The sequence below is a fragment of the Nonomuraea sp. NPDC049028 genome (assembly GCF_043197735.1).
Classification (GTDB): domain Bacteria; phylum Actinomycetota; class Actinomycetes; order Streptosporangiales; family Streptosporangiaceae; genus Nonomuraea.
In genome coordinates this window covers 18,638-39,542 of the sequence record NZ_JBICTR010000024.1, presented here as the reverse complement: position 1 = coordinate 39,542, position 20,905 = coordinate 18,638, and the positions used below count along the sequence as shown (strand labels likewise).

Annotated in this window: 17 protein-coding genes and 1 pseudogene; 10 read left to right on the top strand and 8 right to left on the bottom strand. The window is 69.1% G+C overall.

Going from position 1 to position 20,905, the window contains the following annotated elements:
- Positions 1–32: 32 nt before the first annotated feature.
- From ACGFJ2_RS56925 to ACGFJ2_RS56915, 3 genes are read right to left on the bottom strand one after another with little or no spacing between them, the layout of a single operon-like run.
- A complete protein-coding gene (locus tag ACGFJ2_RS56925) occupies positions 33–560 on the bottom strand; it encodes a hypothetical protein (protein ID WP_357956474.1) in 528 nt (175 codons plus the stop codon).
- Positions 554–2,599 (bottom strand): glycoside hydrolase family 97 protein, encoded by a 2,046-nt coding sequence (locus ACGFJ2_RS56920; protein WP_393483362.1) that lies wholly within the window; start codon positions 2,597–2,599, stop codon positions 554–556. The genes ACGFJ2_RS56925 and ACGFJ2_RS56920 overlap by 7 nt, the downstream gene beginning before the upstream one ends.
- Before the next feature lie 7 nt (positions 2,600–2,606).
- The gene (locus ACGFJ2_RS56915) at positions 2,607–3,605 is read right to left on the bottom strand and encodes a LacI family DNA-binding transcriptional regulator (RefSeq protein WP_393483359.1); all 999 of its coding nucleotides are present in this window, start codon (positions 3,603–3,605) and stop codon (positions 2,607–2,609) included.
- Positions 3,606–3,785: 180 nt separating this feature from the next.
- On the opposite strand from ACGFJ2_RS56915, the gene ACGFJ2_RS56910 reads away from it, so the two are divergent.
- Positions 3,786–7,814: a glycosyl hydrolase 115 family protein gene (locus ACGFJ2_RS56910; protein ID WP_393483356.1), complete on the top strand. Its 4,029-nt coding sequence runs from the start codon at positions 3,786–3,788 to the stop codon at positions 7,812–7,814.
- A gap of 63 nt (positions 7,815–7,877) precedes the next feature.
- Positions 7,878–8,033 (top strand): hypothetical protein, encoded by a 156-nt coding sequence (locus ACGFJ2_RS56905; RefSeq protein ID WP_357956465.1) that lies wholly within the window; start codon positions 7,878–7,880, stop codon positions 8,031–8,033.
- A gap of 179 nt (positions 8,034–8,212) precedes the next feature.
- Here the strand turns inward: ACGFJ2_RS56905 and ACGFJ2_RS56900 are convergent, their stop codons facing one another.
- Positions 8,213–8,950, bottom strand: coding sequence for a VOC family protein (locus ACGFJ2_RS56900; protein WP_393483353.1), 738 nt, complete (start codon positions 8,948–8,950; stop codon positions 8,213–8,215).
- 275 nt (positions 8,951–9,225) lie between these two features.
- Here ACGFJ2_RS56900 and ACGFJ2_RS56895 point away from each other — a divergent pair, with 275 nt between their 5' ends.
- From ACGFJ2_RS56895 to ACGFJ2_RS56885, 3 genes are read left to right on the top strand one after another with little or no spacing between them, the layout of a single operon-like run.
- On the top strand, positions 9,226–10,188 hold the full coding sequence (locus ACGFJ2_RS56895; protein ID WP_358183678.1) for a D-alanine--D-alanine ligase family protein: 963 nt from the start codon (positions 9,226–9,228) through the stop codon (positions 10,186–10,188).
- Positions 10,185–11,561 (top strand): UDP-N-acetylmuramoyl-tripeptide--D-alanyl-D-alanine ligase, encoded by a 1,377-nt coding sequence (murF, locus tag ACGFJ2_RS56890; protein WP_393483350.1) that lies wholly within the window; start codon positions 10,185–10,187, stop codon positions 11,559–11,561. Before ACGFJ2_RS56895 ends, murF begins: the two co-directional genes overlap by 4 nt.
- 23 nt (positions 11,562–11,584) lie before the next feature.
- Entirely contained in the window at positions 11,585–12,280 is a 696-nt protein-coding gene (locus ACGFJ2_RS56885) for an aspartate/glutamate racemase family protein (RefSeq protein WP_358183672.1), read from the top strand.
- Here ACGFJ2_RS56885 and ACGFJ2_RS56880 read toward each other — a convergent pair.
- Both ACGFJ2_RS56880 and ACGFJ2_RS56875 read right to left on the bottom strand, forming a co-directional pair.
- Positions 12,277–14,322 carry an AAA family ATPase gene (locus ACGFJ2_RS56880; protein ID WP_393483347.1) on the bottom strand — a complete coding sequence of 682 codons (2,046 nt, stop codon included), beginning with the start codon at positions 14,320–14,322 and terminating at the stop codon, positions 12,277–12,279. The two genes, ACGFJ2_RS56885 and ACGFJ2_RS56880, sit on opposite strands and share 4 nt — an antisense overlap.
- Before the next feature lie 124 nt (positions 14,323–14,446).
- Positions 14,447–15,004: a Dabb family protein gene (locus ACGFJ2_RS56875; protein ID WP_393483502.1), complete on the bottom strand. Its 558-nt coding sequence runs from the start codon at positions 15,002–15,004 to the stop codon at positions 14,447–14,449.
- A 4-nt stretch (positions 15,005–15,008) separates the two neighbouring features.
- On the opposite strand from ACGFJ2_RS56875, the pseudogene ACGFJ2_RS56870 reads away from it, so the two are divergent.
- A pseudogene (locus tag ACGFJ2_RS56870) lies at positions 15,009–15,074 on the top strand (hypothetical protein); the annotation flags it as partial.
- Between the two features lie 126 nt (positions 15,075–15,200).
- On the opposite strand, the gene ACGFJ2_RS56865 reads toward ACGFJ2_RS56870, so the two are convergent.
- The gene (locus ACGFJ2_RS56865; protein ID WP_393483344.1) at positions 15,201–15,602 is read right to left on the bottom strand and encodes an AAA family ATPase; all 402 of its coding nucleotides are present in this window, start codon (positions 15,600–15,602) and stop codon (positions 15,201–15,203) included.
- A 35-nt stretch (positions 15,603–15,637) separates the two neighbouring features.
- Entirely contained in the window at positions 15,638–16,339 is a 702-nt protein-coding gene (locus ACGFJ2_RS56860) for a GntR family transcriptional regulator (RefSeq protein ID WP_358183658.1), read from the bottom strand.
- A 120-nt stretch (positions 16,340–16,459) separates the two neighbouring features.
- Here ACGFJ2_RS56860 and ACGFJ2_RS56855 point away from each other — a divergent pair, with 120 nt between their 5' ends.
- Genes ACGFJ2_RS56855 through ACGFJ2_RS56840 form a run of 4 tightly spaced genes read left to right on the top strand, consistent with a single transcriptional unit; the run spans position 16,460 to position 20,898 of the window.
- A complete protein-coding gene (locus ACGFJ2_RS56855; RefSeq protein ID WP_393483341.1) occupies positions 16,460–17,749 on the top strand; it encodes an alpha-L-fucosidase in 1,290 nt (429 codons plus the stop codon).
- Positions 17,736–19,088, top strand: a complete 1,353-nt coding sequence (locus tag ACGFJ2_RS56850; RefSeq protein ID WP_357956446.1) for an extracellular solute-binding protein — start codon at positions 17,736–17,738, stop codon at positions 19,086–19,088. The genes ACGFJ2_RS56855 and ACGFJ2_RS56850 overlap by 14 nt, the downstream gene beginning before the upstream one ends.
- Positions 19,088–20,011 (top strand): carbohydrate ABC transporter permease, encoded by a 924-nt coding sequence (locus ACGFJ2_RS56845; protein WP_393483337.1) that lies wholly within the window; start codon positions 19,088–19,090, stop codon positions 20,009–20,011. The genes ACGFJ2_RS56850 and ACGFJ2_RS56845 overlap by 1 nt, the downstream gene beginning before the upstream one ends.
- Complete coding sequence (locus ACGFJ2_RS56840) at positions 20,008–20,898, top strand: carbohydrate ABC transporter permease (RefSeq protein ID WP_393483334.1); 891 nt, start codon at positions 20,008–20,010, stop codon at positions 20,896–20,898. Before ACGFJ2_RS56845 ends, ACGFJ2_RS56840 begins: the two co-directional genes overlap by 4 nt.
- The last annotated feature ends 7 nt before the right edge of the window (positions 20,899–20,905 follow it).

The window sequence follows — 20,905 nt, the reverse complement described above, 5'->3', positions numbered from 1 at the left end:
AAACCTACCGGAGCCCGAGAAGGTCAGGGCGGTCACCGACAATCGACGTGTTCTTGCTCGGCGGCCGCGGCGTAGGCGGCGTCGAGGCGCTCGAACCCTGTCACCAGCGCGGGGTCGACGTCGGGTGGCGGCACCATCTCGGTCACCGCCGCAACCGCCTCGGCGAGCTGACGGGAGGGCCCGTGGCGGCGCAGGGTGCTCGCCGTGGCCTGCATGCCGTAGCGGGCCAGATCCACCATCCTCCGGTGCGGCACCTCAGGTGGCAGCGGCATGGCCCCCAGTCCCACCCCGAGGATCTCCGCCGCGCGCTCCAGCGCCTTCTCCAGGTTCTTGCCCGATGTCGCAGCCGGACTCTTGCGCCAGCGCTCCAGGTCTGAGGCGCGCCTGCCGACGGGCACCTCCAGCAGCATCTGCGGGATCACCCGCTGGCGCGGCGACGGAATCCCGTACAGGGTGTTGTAGAGCCGGTCGGTGGCCTCATCGCGTACCCGGGCGACCAGCCGGCCCGGCGTGGTCACGCCGGGCAGCAGGACCTTGTTGGTGCGCAGCCAGGTCACCATCGGACCAGCGTCTTGCGGATCTCGACGGGCAGCGGGTCGCCCTTCCAGGTGGTCTCCTGGGCGTCGGCGTAGGTCTCCGCCACGAAGGTGCCTTGGGGGAGGAACGACAGCGGGACCTGGAGGGTCCGGTCGTTCTCGTCGGTGATCGCGCCGAGGTGCCAGGTGCCGCCGCCGCGACGGGCCGTCACGGTGTAGTCCCCGATGACGCTGTCCAGGACACGGGTCTCGTCCCACGTGGCAGGCATGTTCTTGAGGAAGGCGAATTCGGGGTGGGCGGCGTAGTTCTCGGGGGTGTCGGCGAGCATCTGCATCGGGCTGAAGAACGTCGGGTACAGCGCGAGCTGCGCGGCCGAGGTGGTCTGGACGCGGGTGCCGAGCCGGGCCGGATCCCAGGTGACGTTCAGGACGCCGGGCGTGTAGTCGGCGGGTCCTCCGATGAATCGGGTGAAGGGGAGGATCGTGGCCTGCGCCGGCGGGTTGCCGTTGACGCCCATGTAGTTCTGCTGCTCCATGCCCGCGACGCCCTCGCCCGTCATCATGTTCGGGTAGGTGCGCGCCAGGCCGGTGGGTTTGATCGCCTCATGCGCGTCGATCGTGATGCGGTGCCGGGCCGCCGCGTCGATCACCCGCTGGTAGTGGCGGACGGCCTCCTGGTCGTAGTGGCTGCGGTTGACGCCGCCGAGCAGGAATTTCGTGGCGTAGCCCGTCTTGACCGCGTGGATGCCGAGTTCCTCGTACCGGGAGAAGATCTTCTCCAGATTCTGGTCGTAGTAGTCGATATCGCCGCGGGTCTCGTTGTGGGCGATGTACCCGATGCCGTTGTCGGCGGCGTACCGGAGCACCTCGGGCAGGTCGAAGTCGGCCTGCGGGGTCAGGAAGTCCTGGCCCGACCAGGAGCCGCCGGAGTTGGCGTTCCAGCCCTCGGCCAGCACGAACTTCGCGCCCGCCTGCTTGGCCAGGTCGATGTACTGCTTGACCCGTGCGGTGGTCGCGCCGTGCTTGGGCCCGGCGGTCCAGGTGGTCTGCCTGCGCTGGAGCTCCCACCAGACGCCCACGTACGTCGCGGGCTTGATCCAGGAGGTGTCGCCGCAGATCGCGCACGCGTCGTTGAGGTTCTCGATCAGATGGGACTCGCCCAGGTCGCCGGGCCGCTCACCCACGGTCAGGGTGCGCCAGGGCGTGGCGAACTCGCCGTTCAGCCTGGCCTTGGCCCCGTCGGGCAGGGCGATCAGGTCGCTGGAGAACACGCCGGGCCGGCCGGGCACCGCCTTCAGCGTCATGCTGGGGTAGTCGGTCAGGTCGGCCTCGTGCACCACCACGTACGAGTCGGCGGCGGGCGCGGCGGTGATGGGGGTCTGGGCGGTGGAGACGCCAGACAGGGGGAGGTCGCGGTAGTGCTGCTCGTCGGCGGACCAGGTCTTGCCCGCGGCGATCGACCAGCTCCGCGCGGCGGGGTCGAGGGCGAACTCGGTCTGCTCGGCGGTGACGGTGTAGGCGTCCAGACCGCTCTGGCCGGGGAAGTGGTAGCGGAAGCCGACCCCGTCGTCGAAGACCCGGAACACCAGATCGAGCCTGAACCCCGTGCCGGCCTGGACCGCGTGGACAGTGAGCTCGCTCGCGTGGTTCCTGACCTTGCTCGATGTCCCCCAGAGCGGCTTCCACGTCTCGTTGATCGTGCGCCGTTCGACGGACGCGATGCTCATGCCCCGCGTGAGGCTGGGGCGTCCGGCGAGATCCAGGCCGAGCCCTGACGCGCCGACGAGAGTCTTGCCGTGGCTGTTCACGCTGTACATGAGCCGCCCGTCCACGGTGGCGACCGCGACCCGCAGATCGCCGTCCGGCGACGACACCACCTGAGCATCCGCCTCGCCGACCTCGGCCAGGGCGCCGGGCGCGGGCTCCGCGGCCTGGGCGACCTCGGCCAGGGCGCCGGGCGTGAGCTCCGCGGCCTGGGCGGGGACCGCCGCGGTGCCTCCAAAGAGGACGACGGCCGCCGTCATCGCGAGGAGCGTTCTCCGCGCCGCGTCCGCTCGCCTCATGCACACCTCATTTGCTGGGAAGGCACTTAGCTGGGCCGGACGACTCGCGGAGCACCAGCTCGGTAGGCAGGCGGATCGCCTCGCCCTCGCGTTGTGATCGTGCGGCGAGCCGCTCGATCAGGAGCTCTACCGCGAGCCGACCGGCATGCGAGCCGGGCCCGGCCAGGGTGGTCAACGAGGGATGGACGAAGTCGGCGGCGAAGATGTCGTCGAACCCGATCACGCTGATGTCGGCCGGGACTCGGACCCCGCGCTGGGCGAGACGTCGGATGATTCCGATCGCCAGGAGGTCGTTGTGAGCCACGACCGCCGTCACACCGGTGCGCAGTGCTCCGTCGGCGGCGGCTCCGCCGTTGGCGACGTTGGGGGCGTACGGACCGATCCGGTGTGCCGTCAGACCGTGCGCTTCGGCCCCGGCGCTCAGCGCGGCCCAGCGCGCCGCACCTATCCAGGAGCTGGGCGGCCCGGCGCAGTAGGTGATGCCCTGATGCCCGAGCGAGGCCAGGTGTTCCAGGATCTGCTGACAGCCGGCGCCGGTGTCGAACGTCACGCTGGTCAACCCGGGCAGCTCCCGGTTGAACAGCACGATCCGGTGCATTTTGGCGAGGTCGCGCAGGACCTCGTCGTCGAGTCGGCTGGAGGCCAGCACGAACCCGTCCACGCTGGCCGCCAGGCCGCGAATCTGGTTCTCCTCGATGCGCCGGGATTCCTCGGCGTTGACGATCACCAGCGTGACGTCGGACGCCTTCGCGCGCTGCTCCGCGCCTCGGATGAGCTCGAAGAAGTGGGGATTGGTGATGTCGGAGAGCACCATGGCGACGGTGCGGTGGCGGACACCCGCCAGAGCGCGGTTCTGCGGTCTGTGCTGGTAGCCGAGCTGCGCGGCGGTAGCGATGATCCGCTGTCGCGTCGCCTCGTTGACCCGGCCGGGTTTGTTGAACGCCCGGGACACCGTCGACGCGGCCACGCCGGCGGCTCGCGCGACGTCAAAGATCGTGGGCTCCACGGACGCATCTAGTCACGAGAATGAAATTCTGGCAACACCTTGCAGAAATTGTCGTGGGGTACCTACGTTCCGATCATGCCGGCCACATCGTGCCGTGTCGGGCGAGAGGAGCGAGGGATGTCGCAGCCCGGACAGAGACTGCAGCACATCGCGGGTCGGGCCAGGCGATGGTCCGTGGCTGTGACGATCGGCGCTCTGCTGGCCGCGTCGCTGACGTGGGTGGGGGTGACGCCGGCGCAGGCGTCATCGACCGATTTCACCATCTTCGATGGGCGTACGACCGCTCCGATCCTGATCGACCCGTCCTATGGCGGCGAGCACGCCGATCGGGACTACACGCAGGTGCGCCGCGCGGTCCAAGACCTGCGCCAGGATGTCGCCATGGTGACCGGGGCGATCGATCCCGGTGAGGTGCAGAGCCTGTTCGTCGACGACACGCCCGCCAGGGAAGCGCGGCTGGCGAAGGCCGACCAGCGCAAGCTCCCGGCCCTGCTGACCAAGGCCGCGGGCCAGAAGACCGCGATCATCGTCGGCCAGCTCGGTCAGAGCCGGCTGATCGACGCGATCGTCGCAGCCGGCAAGTTCGACGAGGCCGCCGGGATCAAGGGCAAGTGGGAGGCGTACGCGACCAAGACCATCAAGAACCCGCTCCCCGGGGTCGGCAACGCACTGGTGATCGCGGGCAGCGACGCCCGCGGGACGATCTACGGGATCTACTCGATCTCCGAGGAGATCGGCGTCTCGCCGTGGTACTGGTACAGCGACATGCCGGTCAAGCGGCGCGACGACATCGAGGTCAAAGGCAAGGTCCGGGTCGACGACGGGCCGGACGTCAAGTACCGCGGAATCTTCATCAACGACGAAGAACGCACCGTCGCGTGGGCGAAGAAGAAGTTCCCCACCGGCAACGGCACACCTGATGTCAACTACTACCGGCACGTCTATGAGCTGATGCTGCGGCTCAAGCTGAACACCTTATGGCCGGCGATGCACCTGGCCTCCAGGGCGTTCAACGCGGTCACCGACACCGGGACGTACGACAACGGGACACCCATCAACGCTCGCGAGGCGTCGGCGTACGGCGTGGTCGCCTCCTCCTCTCACGCGGAGCTGATGCTGCGCAACAACGAGGGGGAGTGGCGGCAGTGGTACGACCGCAACAAGGACGCGCTCGACATCAAGGGCGCGGACGCCGTGGCGGCCTACGACTATTCGATCAACAAGCCCGCGATCCTGGAGTACTGGCGCCAGCGGGTGGTCGCCAACTCCGGCTTCGAGAACATCCTCGCCCTGGGCATCCGCGGTGTGCACGACAGCGATCCGGTGTTCACGCCCGGCAACCCGTACGGGTTCAAGGACAAGATCGAGATGCTGGCCGACGTCATCAGCGAGCAGCGCAAGCTGATCGCGGCGGTCTACGGCAGCGCCGACGCCGTGCCGCAGGTGTTCATCCCCTACAAGGAGATGAACGATCTCTACAACGCCGGGCTGAAGAACTACATCCCCGGCGACGTGACCCTGATGTGGGCCGAGGACAACCAGGGCTATCTGCGCCAGGTGCCCACCCGTACCGAAGCCGCCCGGTCCGGCGGGAACGGCGTCTACTACCACATCTCCTACTGGGGCGAGCCGAAGAGCTACCTGTGGCTTAACTCCACGCCGATGTCCTTGATGGTGCAGCAGCTGCACCGGGCGTGGAACTCCGGCGCGGGGCGCTACTGGATCCTCAACGTCGGAGACATCAAGCCCGGCGAGATCAAGCTCGACCTGTTCGCCAAGCTCGCGTGGGACGTCAAGGGCTATGACGACACGAACATCGGGAGCAAGTTCCTCACCGAGCAGGGGCGGGAAGACTTCCGGCTGAAGGGCGACGACGCCGCCGCGGTCGCCGGCGCGCTGGAAAGGTTCGACGCGCTCGAGAGCACCAAGCGCGCCGAGTTCTGGGGGGAGATCAACTCCTCCAACGCGAGCTCGGGAAGGATCCACAACGGTCAGGTCTTCCCGTTCAGCGCCACCTCGGACGGGGATGAGCTCCAGCGCTACATCAACGAGTCCAACAAACTGGTGGCGATTCTCGAAGGTGTTTCCGCGAAGCTCGACCCGCGCTATCGCTCGGCGTTCTATCAGCAAGTGCTCCACCGGGTCCGGTCCTACCGGAACATGGCGGAGCAGATCGGCTACTACTGGAAGAACCAGCTCGCCGCCGCCCAGGGCCGCTACGCCAGCGCGGGAAGCTATGAGCTGCTCTCGAAGCAGGCCCGTGAGCGCATCTTCACCGACGAGGACTACTGGAACACGATCAGCGGCGGCAAGTGGGACCACGCCATCGGCCACAGCCATCCCGAAGGCTTCCCGAACGAGGGCACGGTCATGCTGACCAACGACCGGTATGCCCGGGTGGCCACACCGGCCGACGCGGTGGGCGCCGCCGCCGAGGGGAGCAAGGACCCTGGCCGTGGCACGCTGACGTTCAACTCGGCCGCGCCCGACGACAAGCGGTTCTTCGACGTGTTCTCCCGCGACGACGTGGCCAGACCGCAGGAGTGGGTCGCCGAGGCGGACGCTCGGTGGATCACCCTTTCGCAGCGTTCGGGCACGACCGCGACAGAGCAACGGGTCACGGTGACGGTCGCCAAGAACCACCCGGCCGCGACGGGGACGATCCGGGTCTTCAACGCCGTCAACAGAGCCAAGGTCGGCGACCCGGTCGCGACGTTCACGGTCGACGCGGCGCGGGCGGCCGTGGACCTGCGCCGTGCCGAGCGCGGGCACCTTGAGGCCAACGGATACGTGGCCTTCGAGGCCGAGCACTTCGCCGAGAACGCGCCCGGCGCCGACGGGAGCCGGTGGGCCCCCCTGGAGGGCGTGGGTCAGCGCGGGGCGTCGATGGGCGGCTTCCCGGAGATCGCGCCCCGGGTCGACTCCGGCTTCGAGACGACCGCCCGCCTGAGATACCGGATCTACTTCACCTCCACCGGGAAGTTCACCGGGACCTTCTACCGCATTCCCACCCTGAACGAAGGCACAGAGGACGACGGCACGCCGCGAACCGCGCGTACGGCGATCGGGCTCGACGACCAGGCGCCCGGCCTGCTGCGCGGCAACTCTGTCGCCGGTACGAGCACCAGCCCCTGGGGCTTCAACATCATGCGTCAAATCGAACCCCTGAACTTCACCATCGACGTGACCACACCGGGCTGGCACGACCTCGTGGTCTACCGCTCGGACGCGGCGATCCTCTTCGACCGGATCATCATCGAGACCCGCGCCGGCGCGGCCGGTGACGGCCTGGTCGGCCCGCCCGAGAGCCCGAACAACATCGCCGCACCCCAGAAGGCCACCGTGGCGCCTCTTCCTGACGCGATGCCGAAGCTCCGGCGGCTGCCCGCGATCCAGGCGTCGGTGGGCGAGACGAGCACGATCACGGGTGTACGGGATGTGGCGGCCGCGGAGTCCGACAACGAGACCGCTGCGTCGGTCGCGGTGAAGGACGGTCAGGTACGGGTCACCGGACACCGCGCCGGGAAGGCCGAGCTGTCCATCACCGCCGCCGGTGGTGAGGCCTGGGTGGCGCCTGTCACGGTGAGCAGAGCCGCGGGCGGGCCGGTCGGCGCCTATCTGGAGCGGAACGGTTCGGTCGTCTTCGACGCGGCCGACGCCCTGGAGAAGAGCGCTGCCGCCAATGCGGGCGACAGCAACAACGGCACGCACGGCTGGGCGCTGGCCCGTAACGGTCTCCAGGTCGTCCCGCCGGCCGACGCCAGTGCGAAGGCGCAGTGGCTGGCGACCTCGGCGGCCCAGGCCGAAGCGTTGTTCAAGGCCGGCCCGACACAGAAGGTCAACGGGAGCTCCGCGGCGGGAGCACCACCGCGGCTCGACTTCACCGTCGATATCCAGACCGGTGGCACGTACTACCTGTTCGTCAACACGAGCAACCCGAACGCCGACGCCGACTCCTACCACGTGCTCGTCGACGGGCAATGGAGATACCAGTCGAACAAGTCCGGGCCGGAGACCGGGTTCGAGACGTGGTACGGCAGCACGAGCGTCGCCGCGGCCGCGCTGGCGCTCGGGCCGGGTGAGCACACGATCTTGCTGGCGCCTCGTGAGGCCGGGCTGGTGCTCAACCAGATCGTCTTGACCACGGACGACACACCCGGCCTGACCGGCTTCCAGACCCCCAGCGGCCGGAAAGCGAGCGCTTCATGACGCCCTAGCGGTGGTGTGACGGCGCCCAGGGCGACCTTGGCCAGTGCTTCGCCCGCGCGTGCCGTGAACGCAGAGGATCTTCTCGCGCAGCAGGCCGGCGTCGCGCAGGGCGATGACCGGCTGCTCGTGACGATCAGTCGGGCCGACGTGGCCGCTTTCATGCACCAGGCCGCGCACACCGGCGAGTGGATCCACCGCAGCCCCGTGATCACCGACTGAGGCCGGCTCGGAGAAGGACATGGTCGACAAACGCAGGCTCGGCAGAACTGAACTCGAGGTAACCCCCATCGGGCTGGGCTGCGCCCAGATGGCCGTGACCGGCATGACCTCCCTATCCCGGCCTGGCCTCGCGAGTGGACCTCCAACCTCGCTGACCCTGGCGGGCGCGACCGCCAGGGTCAGGCCCGGCCGAGGACGCAGAACTCGTTGCCTTCCGGGTCGGCCAGGACCTTCCATGGGACGTCGCCCTGGCCGACATCGGCGGGCGTCGCGCCGAGGGTCCGCAGCCGGGCCACCTCCGCCGCTTGCTCGTCAATGGGGTCGGGCAGCAGGTCGATATGGATGCGGCTCCACACGGTCGGCACGCCGGGCCTGCGGAGGAACTCAAGATAGGGGCCGACACCCTTGGCGGAGCGGAGCCGCGCATGATCGTCGGTGACCTCGTGCACGGTCCAGTCCGTCGCCTCGCCCCAGAACCGGGCCACGGCCCGCGGATCGGCGCACTCGACCACCATCGCGGCGATCGGCCCGGTGTCCCGGTAGATCTCCCGAGGCTCCAGCACGCAGAACACGTTGCCTTCCGGGTCGGCCAGAACCGTCCACGGGACGTCGCCCTGGCCGACGTCGGCGGGTGTCGCGCCGAGCTCCTTCAGGCGCGCGACCAGCTCCGCCTGATGGGCGGCGGAGGTGGTGGCGAGGTCGAGGTGCACGCGGTACTTCACCGTTTCGGGGTCCGGGACGGTGACGAGATCGATGTAGAAGGCGTCGGGGTCCGGCCAGGAGAAGCCCTCGGGTTCGAGGTTGGTCACGCCGGGTCCCTCGCTGGAAAGACCCCAGCCGAGCGCGTCCGCCCAGAACCGGCCGAGCGCCGAGTCATCCCGAGCCTTGAAATTCACCTGAACAAGTCGCAACGCCATGCCGCCGATCCTAAGCCCAACCTACAAACGAGGATGAACCACGCACCTTCGGCTCAACCGGCGGTAACGGGCAGGTCGGGGACTGCGCCGAGCGGCCGATGGCTTTGGGCGGGTGCGGAGGCGGTGAGGGCGTAGCGGCACATCGCGGGCGCGCTTTGGTCAGGAACTGGGCAGCGAATGGCCTGGGAAGTGATCAGGCGAAGAGCCGAGACTCGGCGGGCTGGTTCTACGACGGCGGACACCGTGCTGTCGCCGTGCCGCTGAGGAAAGGCTGAGTGATCTTGACCGAACGCGTACGCGTGGCCGTGCTGGCGGGTGGGCCGTCCGCCGAGCACGAGGTGTCGCTGCAGTCGGCGCAGGCTGTGCTCGATGCTCTGCCGAGGGATCTGTACGAGCCCGTCGCCGTCATCATCGACCGGCAGGGCAGGTGGCCGGTGGAGCTGCGACGCGATCTGGCGGACGTGGTCTTCCCCGTGCTGCACGGGCCGTTCGGCGAGGACGGCGTCGTCCAGGGGCACCTGGAGACCCTGGGCATCCCGTACGTGGGCTGCGGCGTCATGGCCTCCGCCGTGGCCATGAACAAGGTCGCGATGCGGCGCGTGTTCCTGGCGGAGGACATTCCCATCACCCCGCATGTGTGGTTCACCGAGCACGAATGGCGCACCGCCACCGACTACTGGGGTCTGGTGAAGTCGCTCGACTGGCCGATGTACGTCAAACCGGCCAGCTTGGGCTCCTCCATCGGCATCTCACGTGTCACCTCCATGGAGGAGCTGCGCGCGGGCGTGGAGCTGGCGCTGACCTACGACCGGGTGGTCATCGTCGAGCAGGGCGTGACCGCGCGCGAGGTCATCTGCGGCGTGCTCGGCGGCTATGACACGCCGGATGCTTCGGTGTGCGGTGAGCTCATCGTGCCCGGCGACTGGCTCGACTATGAGGCCAAATACCTCAGCCAGGCCGAGATCGCCACCATTCCCGCCGTGCTGCCGGAGCGGGTGGCCGAGGAGGCGCGCGAGCTGTCCCTGCGCGCCTTCCGGGCGATCGGTGGCTACGGCCTGTCCCGGGTCGACTTCCTCTATGAGGAGGACACGGGACGCCTGTACGTACTGGAGATCAACACCATGCCCGGCTTCACCTCCCGTTCCGTGTACGCCCGGTCCTGGGCCGCGAGCGGTGTCCCGTACCCTGACCTGCTGCGCCGCCTGATCGACCTCGCGTTCGCCAGGAGCGGCTCATGATCCCCATGACGCTGAACGAGATCGCGCAGGTCGTCGGCGCGAGCCCGCATGACGTGCCCGACCCGCGGGCGCTGGTCACGGCGCCCGCGGCGGTCGACTCCCGCGAGGTGGTGCCCGGCGGCCTGTTCGCCGCGACGGCCGGCGCCCGCGTCGACGGTCACGACTACGCGGCCGGTGCCATCGCGGCCGGCGCCGTCGCCGTGCTGGCCGCACGGCCCGTCGGCGTGCCCGCCCTGGTGGTCGAGGACGTCCAGCTCGCGATCGGCCTGCTGGCCAGGCACCTGCTCGAACGCGTCAGCCCGATCGTGATCGGCCTGACCGGCTCGGTGGGCAAGACCACGACCAAGGACCTGCTGGCCCAGGTGCTCGAACGGCGCGCCGCGACGGTCGCCACCGACAGGTCGTTCAACAACGAGCTCGGGCTGCCGCTCACCGTGCTGCGTGCCGACGCCACCACCCGATACCTGGTGCTGGAGATGGGCGCGGGCCGGAAGGGCGACCTGACGTACCTGACCGGGCTCGCGCCTCCGCAGGTCGGGCTGGTGCTCAATGTCGGCACCGCGCATCTGGAGCGTATGGGAGCCGGGCTGGCCGACGTGGCCGAGGCCAAGGGCGAGCTGGTCGAGGCGCTTCCGGCGGACGGGTTCGCGCTGCTCAACGCCGACGACCCGTACGTCATGGGCATGGCCGGCCGCACCAAGGCGCAGATCCTGTTGTACGGCAGGTCGGCGCGGGCGCGGGTGCGAGCCGAAGGCGTACGGATGGCCGACCGGGCGCGAACCGCGTTCGAGTTGGTGACGCCCGCCGGCCGTGCCCCGGTCGAGCTCGACCTCATAGGCGAGCACCAGGTGAGCAACGCCCTGGGCGCCGCCGCCGTCGCCACCGCACTCGGCCTGGGCGTCGCCGAGATCGCCGATGGGCTGACCGCCGCACGGCGGCGCTCCGGGGGCCGGCTGGAGATCATCGAACGACCTGACGGCATCACCATCGTCAACGACGCCTACAACGCCAACCCCGAGTCCATGCGGGCCGGGCTACGGGCGGTCAAGGCCCTGGCCGGCACCCGTCGTACCGTCGCCATACTCGGCGCGATGGGCCAGCAGGCCGACGCCTCCCGCGCCCGCCACGCGGAGATGGGCCGGCTCGTCGCCGACCTCCGCTTCGACGTGCTGATCACGGTCGGAGCCGGGGATCCGCTCGCGATGGCGTGGGCAGCGGAGACCTCGAACCAGGGCGTGGCCGTCCACACCGTCGAGGACGTGGCCGAGGCCATCAAGCTGGCCACCTCGCTCCTCGAACCGGGAGACGTGGTGCTCGTCAAGGCCTCCAGCGAGATCGGCCTCAGCGCCTGCGCCCGTGCGCTGGCCCAGTGACTGTTCAGATGAAACGGAGTTCCATGCGCACTATCGGGCTTATCGGCGGGTTGAGCTGGGAATCGACGGTGATCTACTACCAGATCATCAACCAGCGGGTACGCGAGCGACTCGGCGGCAGCCATTCCGCCGACAGCCTCATCTGGTCGGTCGACTACACGCGGGTCGAGGACCTCATCTTCGCCGACCGCTGGGACGAGGTGAGTACGCTGCTGACCGGGGCGGGCGGGAAACTGGCGGATCTGGGCGCCGAGGTCCTGCTCATCTGCAGCAACACCTTCAGCCGGGTGAGCGACGACGTGGAGCGGGCAGTGAGCGTTCCGGTGCTGCACATCGCCGACACCGTGGGCACCGAGATCCGCGCCAGGGGGATGCGCAAGGTCGGCCTGCTGGGCACGCGATTCACCATGGAGGAGCCCTTCTACCGGGATCGGCTGGCCGCCCATGGCTTCGACGTGGTCGTCCCGCGGCGTGAGCAGCGGGAACTGGTCCATCACGTGATATTCGACGAACTGGTGCGCGGGGTGCTCCGGGAATCGTCCAGGGACGCCTACGCCCGGATCATCGATGATCTCGCGGCCGACGGCGCTGAAGGCGTCGTCCTCGGCTGCACGGAGATCGAGTTGCTGATCAGCGAGAAGGACAGCGCCATCCCGGTGCTGCCGAGCGCTCGGCTGCACGCGGAGGCGGCGGCGGGCTTCGCTCTTGCCGACTCTTAGGCGGATCGGTACGCCGGTGCCCCGTACAGCTCCCGGTGCCACAGGTCGGCGCGGAGGCGTTCGATGCCGGCCGCCAGATGGCGGCGGTAGGTGCTGAACGGCAGACCGAGCCGTTCCGCGGCCAGCTCCCGGGTGGGCGTGCCGCGCAGGAACGTGACCGACAGCGCCTGATGGAACTTGACCGAGCGCGGATCCGCACGCAGGTCGTCGATCGCCTGGCGCAGCAGGTCACCCAGCGCCGCGGCCGGATCCCGCCCGGCCCGCTCGGCGATCAGCCTGGTGCGCGTCAGTGGGGAAGCGGCCAGCGCGTCCGGCCGCGACAACTGACGTAACGCCTCGCGGACCGCCTCGGCGAACTCCGCCCGCGACAGCACCGCCAGCTCCGCCGTCGCGGCATCCGGGCCGTCGGCGGGCCCCGCGACGAGCAGCCGGTTCATCCGCTCCAGCCACGCCCGCGCCGGCACCGCGCGCCAGTCATGGACGAACAGGGTGTACGCGCCATCCCCCAGCCGCGGCCGCTCGGCGATGTCACGCATCCCGAAATGCCGCAACCGCTCCGCCCACGCTTGGTCCGGATGCCGTGCCGCGATGTACGACCAGGCCATCCGCTCGGCCCGCAGACAATCGCCGATCACTCGCCACCGGATCACCTCCATCAGGGACGAGTTTCCGCGATACGTCGGCAGCGTCCACAGCCGGCCGACCGCCACATGTTCACCGGCGCGCAACGGCGTGGTGGCACGGGCGTGCGCCCACGCCATGGCCACGACGGGATCGGCCGTCAGCTCCTCCTCATCGAGTTGCGCCAGCCGCAACCACGCGGAGAAGGCCACGGGCTCGCCGGTTTCGGTCCGCCGATACAGCCGGAACGCCTCCGGCTGACGTTCCGCCCAGAAGGCGGCGCAGCGCGCGGCCGCCGCGCCCTCCGCCGCCGTCGCCACCCGGAGCAACGTGCCGACGTCCTCCTGGCGCAGCACCTCTTCCTGAAACTCGCCCTCGTCGTGGCGGCCGTGGAAATCGGCCGGCGCCCCGTTGCCGCGATGCGGGTAGAGCAGTGCCGCCACCGCGCCGGGCACGTCCGCGTCGCTCGCCGTACGCACCTTGTCCGCCAGATGCGCATGAACGCGCTCGCGCATCACCGCGTACCCCTCCGGATCCCGCCATCGCAGGTCCGCCTCCACCACCTCCCGCACCACGTCATGCGGAAACAACCCGAGACCGCTCGACTCCACGAACGGCAACCGCCGCAACCACCGGAACAACGTCCCGGCGTCCTGCGGCAGGGCCGCCCGCAGCAGGTCCTCCGTGGTCGTGTACGCGTGCGCGCAGATCTCCAGAGCATGCCGATGGGCCGCCGAAGGCACCTCGCCCACCAGCTGATCCAGCAACGTGGCCACCACGTCCTGACTCGGCGTCCACCGCCGGCCGGCCCCGCCGTCCTTCACCGCCACGGCCGCCCCCAGCAGCAGCGCCAGCGGATGACCACCGGCGAAGGCCGACAGCGGCGCACGCGACTCGGCCGGCACCCCGCAGGAGTCCATCAGGGCCTGCGCGTCTCCGGCCCGCAGGTCGCGCAGCGGCAGCACCTCCAGCGCGCCCGCCCATCCCGGGTCCGCCTGCCAGCGCAGATCCGGCGGGTAGCGCCCCGCGATCACCATCAGCGCCCCCACGGGCATCCGCGGCAGGAACCGCTCACGCAGCCATCCCTCCAAGCCCTGAACGCATTCGAAGGAGTCGACCAGCAACACCGCCCCCGCATCACGGAAGACCGGTTCCGCCTCAGCCTCGAACGCCCCCACCGACGGCTCCGACATGCGCCCGTCCACCATGGACACCGGCCGCCCCGTCACCGCGGCCTCGTGAGCGAACCGCCGCAACAAGGCCGACTTCCCGATGCCACCGGGACCGTGCACGAACAGCACGCTGCAACCGCCGCCGTACAACGCCGCCTGGAAAACCGCGAGCTCTTCCTCCCGCCCTGCGAACGCCCTCTCACGCGCCGCTCGCAGGTGCCATCCCAGCAATCCAGATCCGTCGTCCATGACGAACCACGATCGGTGCCGAATGTGCGCGAGTTGTCCGCCGCATGTCACCGTTTCTCGACGGCGCGACCGTAGGCGCGACCGTGACACGGCCGAGGCCACCTGATCGCGGCGACCGCGCGGGCTACGGCAGCATGCCCACCAGCGCGGCCAGCTCGGGGTCGCCTTCGTACCGCTGCCGGTGCAGGTCGGCGATCTTCGCTCCCATCTGCGGGTCGTCGTCGGTGATGTCGTACGAGTCATACTTCTCGACCAGCGGCATACCGAGCTGGTCGGTGCGCGCGTGCGCCGGATGCGTCAGGTACTCCCAGTAGCCGTCGAGGTCCTCGATGACGAACACTCCACCCCAGTCGAAATCGCCTCCGTAGTCCCGGCCGACGACGAACGACTTCACCGCCGAGATGACCCGGCCCTGGTCGCGCATGCTCTCCAGGGCCTGCTCAATCTGCTCCGTCTTCTCGCCGTGCCGGCGACCGGCATCACGGCCTACTTCGTGCCGCCGTATCTGGTCGGCGGCACGACCGTTCCGGGTCTCGACGTGAGCATCCCGGGGTACTACGTGAGTCTCGTGTTCCACGCGGTGCCCGCCGGCACGGCACTTCTCGTCGGGCCGTGGCAGTTCGTGCCGCGGTTGCGGGGCGTATCGGACGATCCGCCGCCGCGAGGTGCAGTTGCACCGCATCTGGATGGTCCGCAACTACGCGTTCACGTTCGCCGCCGTGACTCTGCGGCTCTACCAGCTGGCCGGGCTGCAGCTGATGGGCGTCATGCCGTCGCTGGAGTACCGCGATGTCTACGCGTCGAGCGCGTGGCGATCCGGCGGGCGAGGAAGACCATCGCCCTCGCGGACGCGTTGTCGACCCACTGCGCGTCATCGATCAGGGCCGCTCCCGGGCCGCCGCTGTCACCAGTCCGAGGGCCGCCAGACCGATGAGGAACGGGTCGGGTGTGCCCTCGGCCAGCCCGAAGGCCACCCGCAGAGCGTCGCGATGCCGGTCCGGCAGCTCGTCGAGGTGCTTCAGCATCGGCACGCACAGCTGGTGCAGCGCGGAGTACGGCAGTTCCTGCTCGAACTCCGACCCGGACGTCCGGACCACCCGGAACCCGGGCGCCGCGTTGCGGGCGTACTCCAGCAGAGCACTCTTGCCGATGCCCGCCTCGCCTTCCAGCACCAGCGCGCGGCCCTGTCCCGTGCGCGCGGCGCCGGTCAGCTCGTCGACGCGTTGCTTTAAGCCGTGCCGGCCAACGAGCGGATCGGTGGTGAGCGCAGGAGCCGGCATAACGGGAGCGGTAGAGGATCGCGGACCTGGCCGGGTCAGGTTTCGTAGGCGCTCGTCAGGCGTGACCGCGACGCCTCCAGGTGGGCGGTCATGGCGCTCGCCGCCGCCTCCGGATCGTTGCGGCAGATGGCGTCGAACACCGCACGGTGCTCATCGGCGGCGTGAGTGGCGATCCCGTGGCGGAAGTAGAGGCGGTAACCATGGGTGTGCGCGCGGAACCTGCGCAGCGTGTCGGCGATGAGCGGGCTGCGACTGGCCTCGGCGATCGCGTTGTGAAACAGGGCGTCCAGTTCCGCGAAGCCGCGATACGCCTCGTAGGTGTCGCCGACCAGCGGTGACATCATCTGCTCCAGCGACCCCCGCATGGCGCTCACCTCGGCGGCCGTGGCGTACCGTGCGGCACGCGCGGCGGCGGACGGTTCGAGGAGCAGGCGAACGTCGTACAAGTCGTCAAGGGCGGCCCGGTCGAGCAGGGGAGCCACCAGATAGCCCGTGTTCGGCCGGCGGACGACGAGCCCCTCCGACTCGCAACGCGCGAGCGCTTCGCGGACCGGCGTCTGCGACACGTCGAGTTCGCGGGCGAGCCCGTCGATCGACAGCTTCGCCCCAGGCTCCAGATCGTGATCCATGAGCCGGGCCTTCAGCGCCTGGAAGACCGATTCACGGACGCTGACCTTGGCCGGCTCGTCGGAACCCGAGCCGCCGGACGCGCCCGTCACCGGCGTCGAGTCGCTCATCTCCCCTCCAAATGAACTTCCCTATTCGTGGTTGACACATGCCCGAAACGCCCTGCATCCTCATGCAAATCGTATCGTATCCGATCTGGGCAAGCCTGCCCAACGCAGAAGGATGAGCTCGTGACCATTCCCGACTGGTTCGGCGAGGCGGGTTTCGGCCTGTTCGTGCACTGGGACCATGCGAGTCAGCAAGGCGTGGAGATCGGCTGGCCCCTGGTCGGCCACTCGATCCTGCCGGGCCGGACAGAACCCGAAACCGACATGACCATCACGCAGTACCAGTCGAGCGCGGCCACGTTCGACCCGCGGCGCTGGGATCCGCGCGGCGTCGCGCGGCTGGCCCGCGACGCGGGTGCCCGCTACGTGGTCTTCACCGTCCGCCATCACGCCGGGTACTCGATGTACCACACGAGGCAGTCGGAGTTCTCCATCGCGGCCTCGCCGTACGGGCGTGACATCACCCGGGAGTTCTTCGACGCGTTGCGCGCCGAGGGCCTGCGGGTCGGCGTCTACTACTCGCTGCTCGACTGGAACCATCCCGACTACCCGGCGTTCACCGACGCCGATCGTCCCTACCCGCACGACCGTTACCGGCGGCCCGCACCGGAGCAGTGGGCGCGATACCTCGGCTATGTCAAGGGACAGCTCACCGAACTGCTCACCGAGTACGGGCCGATCGACCTGCTGTGGTTCGACGGGGAGTGGGAACGCACCGCGGAGGAGTGGCACGCCGCCGAGCTCCGCGAGCTGATCAAATCCCTGCAGCCGGACGTGATCATCAATGACCGGCTGCCGGGCCAGGGCGACTACGCGACACCCGAGCAGGGCATGCCGCGCCGGCCACCGGGCGGACCGTGGGAGCTGTGCCTCACCATGAGCGAGAGCTGGGCCTACCGGCCCGACGACCTCGACTACAAGAGCCCGCGACTGCTCGCCTCCTACCTGAGCGAGGTCGTCTCCCGGGGCGGCAATCTCCTGCTCAACATCGGGCCGCGGGGTGACGGGTCGCTGGTGCCGACCGAGGTCGCCACGCTCAAGCAGCTCGGCGGCTGGCTCGCCGGCCACGGCGAGAGCATCGTCGGGGCCGCGCCCGCGCCGCAACGCCTCGACTTCCACGGCCCGGCCACGCAACGCGACAACACCCTCTACCTCCACCTGCTGCTGCGGCCACAGGACGTGCTCGTCGTCAGGAACGTTCCCATCGGCTCGGTCGTCGGCGTTCGCCTGCTCGGCACCGAGCAACCGCTCGAGTACAGCCTCAACGAGGAGGTGCACAAGGCGAACGGCGCGGACGACGAGCCGCTCGGCGAACTGTTCATCACCGTGCCACCACCCACCGGCGCGCTCATCGACGTCATCGCCATAGAGCTGTCGGCTCCCTGGAAGGACGGCTCCCATGCCACTGTCTAGAACTCGCAAGGTAGCCAGGCCCGTCCTCGCGGGCGTCCTGCTCGCGGCCGCCGTCGTCGCGTGCGGCACCGGCACCGGACCAGGCGGCGGCGACGGCAAGTCGCTCCGGATCCAGATCCCCACCGGACCGCTGGCCAGCGCCATGCAGCAGGTCGGCAAGGACTTCGAGAAGGCCAACCCGGGCACGGTGGTCACCTTCGAGGGCGTCGACTCCGGCAGCTCCCGCGGCCCCAACGTGGCACTGCTCAGCTCGACCGGCACCCCGGACATCGGCTACCTCCAGCGCAGCACGGGCGTCTGGTCGGCGCTGTTGAAGAACAAGCAGCTGACCCCGCTGGACGACGTCTGGAAGGCCGCGGGCCTGGCGGACAAGTACTCCAAGAGCCAGGCCGACTACTACACGACCGACGGGCACCACTACGGCGTCCTCTACGAGCAACTGCTGATCAACCCCGTCTACTACAACAAGGCGGCCTTCGCGAAGGCCGGCCTATCCGACCCGCCCGACCATCAGGTGGCCTCCGTCGCCGACTTCGAGTCCATGGTGGGCAAGGTCAAGGCCGCCGGTTACGAGGGGTTCGGGGTGGGCGGTTCGAGCCCGTACGACCTGGGGCACACGCTGGACGCGCTGCTGCCCACCGCGGTGCCGGCCGAGGACTACGACGCCATGCTCACCAACTTCAAGCCCGGATCACCCACGGACGTCAAGTACACCGACCCCGGCTTCGTGAAGGTGCTCCAGACGATCCAGGACTGGCAGAAGAAGGGCATCTACCAGAACGGGATGCTCGGCATGGACACCGACCAGGCGCAAGGGCTGTTCACCAGCGGAAAACTCGCGATGCTGCAGGGCGGCAACTACACCTACTCGAGTCTGAAGGAGGCCAAGCCGTCGTTCGAGATGGGCTGGTTCCTGCTGCCCCCGCTCACCCCGGGCCGCAAGACGCCCTTCGACGCCTTCAACGGTGACACCCTGGTGGTCCCGGCCAAGGCGGCGAACCCGGATCTGGCCAAGAAGTTCCTTCAGTTCTTCATGACCGACAAGTACCAGGTCAGCGTCATCGCGGCCACCGGTTCGCTCCCGGTGTTCACCTCGATTCCCGCGTCGAGCCTGTCGAACCTCGGCGACCTGGTGCAGCAGCAGTTCGAGCTGTCGCGGTCCGTCGGATTGGTCAACATCTGGGATTCCACCGTTCCGTCCACCCTCGGGCAGGCGTTCTCCGTGCCGGTGCTGCAGAAGCTCGTGGCCGGCAAGCTGACCCCGCAACAGGCGGCCCAGCAGTATCAGTCGGCGCTGGAGGACCTGCAGTCCGGCAAGGTGTCGGGAGCGTCGGACTGATGATCGCCGACAAAGTCGTCCTGGCGACGACCGCCACGGCGCGGCCGCCTCGCCGGAGGGCACGGATCTTCCCGATCGCGATGATGATCCCGGCCTTGGTACTGCTGCTCGTGCTCGTCGCCTACCCGATCACCGGATCCGTGCGCATCAGCCTCGGTTCCTGGGACGGCATCGGCGCGGTCGCCTACCACGGCCTGGACAACTACCGGCGGCTGCTGCGCGATTCGCTGGTCCGGGAGTCCATCGGGACCAGCCTGCAGTTCTTCGTCGGGACCGTGGTGTTCACGGTGACCCTCGGCTGCCTCCTGGCCAACGCGATCAGCCGGAAGGTCCCCGGCGCCCGGATCTTCAAGGTCGTCTGGTTCCTGCCGGTGATCATCCCGGTCAGCATCGCGGGCATAATCTGGTCGAACGCCTTCCAGCCCACGACCGGCGTGGTGAACTCACTGCTCGGCCTGATCGGGCTCGGAGACGGTCACGCCTGGCTGGCGTCGTCCTCGACGGCACTGTACGCGGCGATCTTCGTCGCGGTGTGGACGCAGACCGGGTACGCGATGCTGATCCTGCTGGGCGCGATGGAGGCCATCCCCGAGGAGGTGCACGAGGCGGCCACGCTCGACGGCGTCGGAGCGGCCGGCCGGCTGTTCCGGATCACCCTGCCGAACATCGTGCCGATGCTGGGCACGATCACGACGCTGACCTCGGTGTTCTCGTTCAACGCCTTCGGCATCATCTACGCGATGACCCGAGGCGGCCCGGGTAACTCCACGAGCATCCTGCCGGTGCTGGTCTACAAGCAGTCCTTCGTCGACCAGGACTACGGCTACGGCTCGGCCACCGCGGTCATCACGACGCTCATCGTCGCCGCCATCGGGATCATGGTCATGCGGATCTTCCGCCAGCAGACCCTGGACGCGCGATGACCGCGCCGCGGACCCCGAGCCGGACGCGGCCGGCCGTACGGCGTCGATCGGTGTGGCGACACGGCCCGCTCTGGTACGTCGGCTACACGCTCCTGCTGCTCTGGACGGCGATCACGGTCGTGCCGTTCGTCTCGATGCTGCTGCTGTCGCTGCACCCGACCAGCGACATCTACGCCCACCCGCTGGGGCTGGGCGGCCAGTGGGTGCTGTCGAACTACGCCGACGCCTGGCGGGGCGTGGTCGGTGGCGCGCCGCTGTCGACGTACATCATCAACAGCGTGCTGGTGGCACTGTGCAGCCTGGCCATCGGCGTGACCTGCGGCAGCCTGGCCGGCTACGGCCTGGCCCGCGCGACCAGGGGTCTGTCGAACGCGGTCAGCCGCGTCATGGTCCTCGCCCTGAGCGTCCCGCTGGTCGTCGCGCTGATCCCGACGTTCGAGCTGCTGGGCAGGTATCGGCTGCTCAACAGCGTGGCGGGCATCTCGCTGGTCTACGCGGCGTTCATGACGCCCACCATCGCCCTCATCATGCGGTCGGTGTTCGCCGCCGTGCCGCGGGAACTGCTCGAAGCGGCCAAGATCGACGGTTACGGAGAGCTGGCCGCGCTGCTCCGCGTGGTCCTGCCCATCAGCAAGGGCGGTTTCGTCTCCGTCACGCTGCTCGGGCTCATCTTCGTGTGGAGCGAGGTCCAGTTCGGCGTCGTCCTGCTGACCCGCCCGCAGGACCGCACGCTGTCGGTCGGTCTGCTCTCCTTCCAAGGCCAGTTCGTCAGCGACCAGGGGGCCTTCTTCGCCGGCCTCGTCATCGCGACTTTCCCGATCGTCATCCTCTTCCTGATCTTCCAGCGCTACGTCACGAGCGGCATCACCCTGGGTGCGCTCAAGTGAAGAAAGC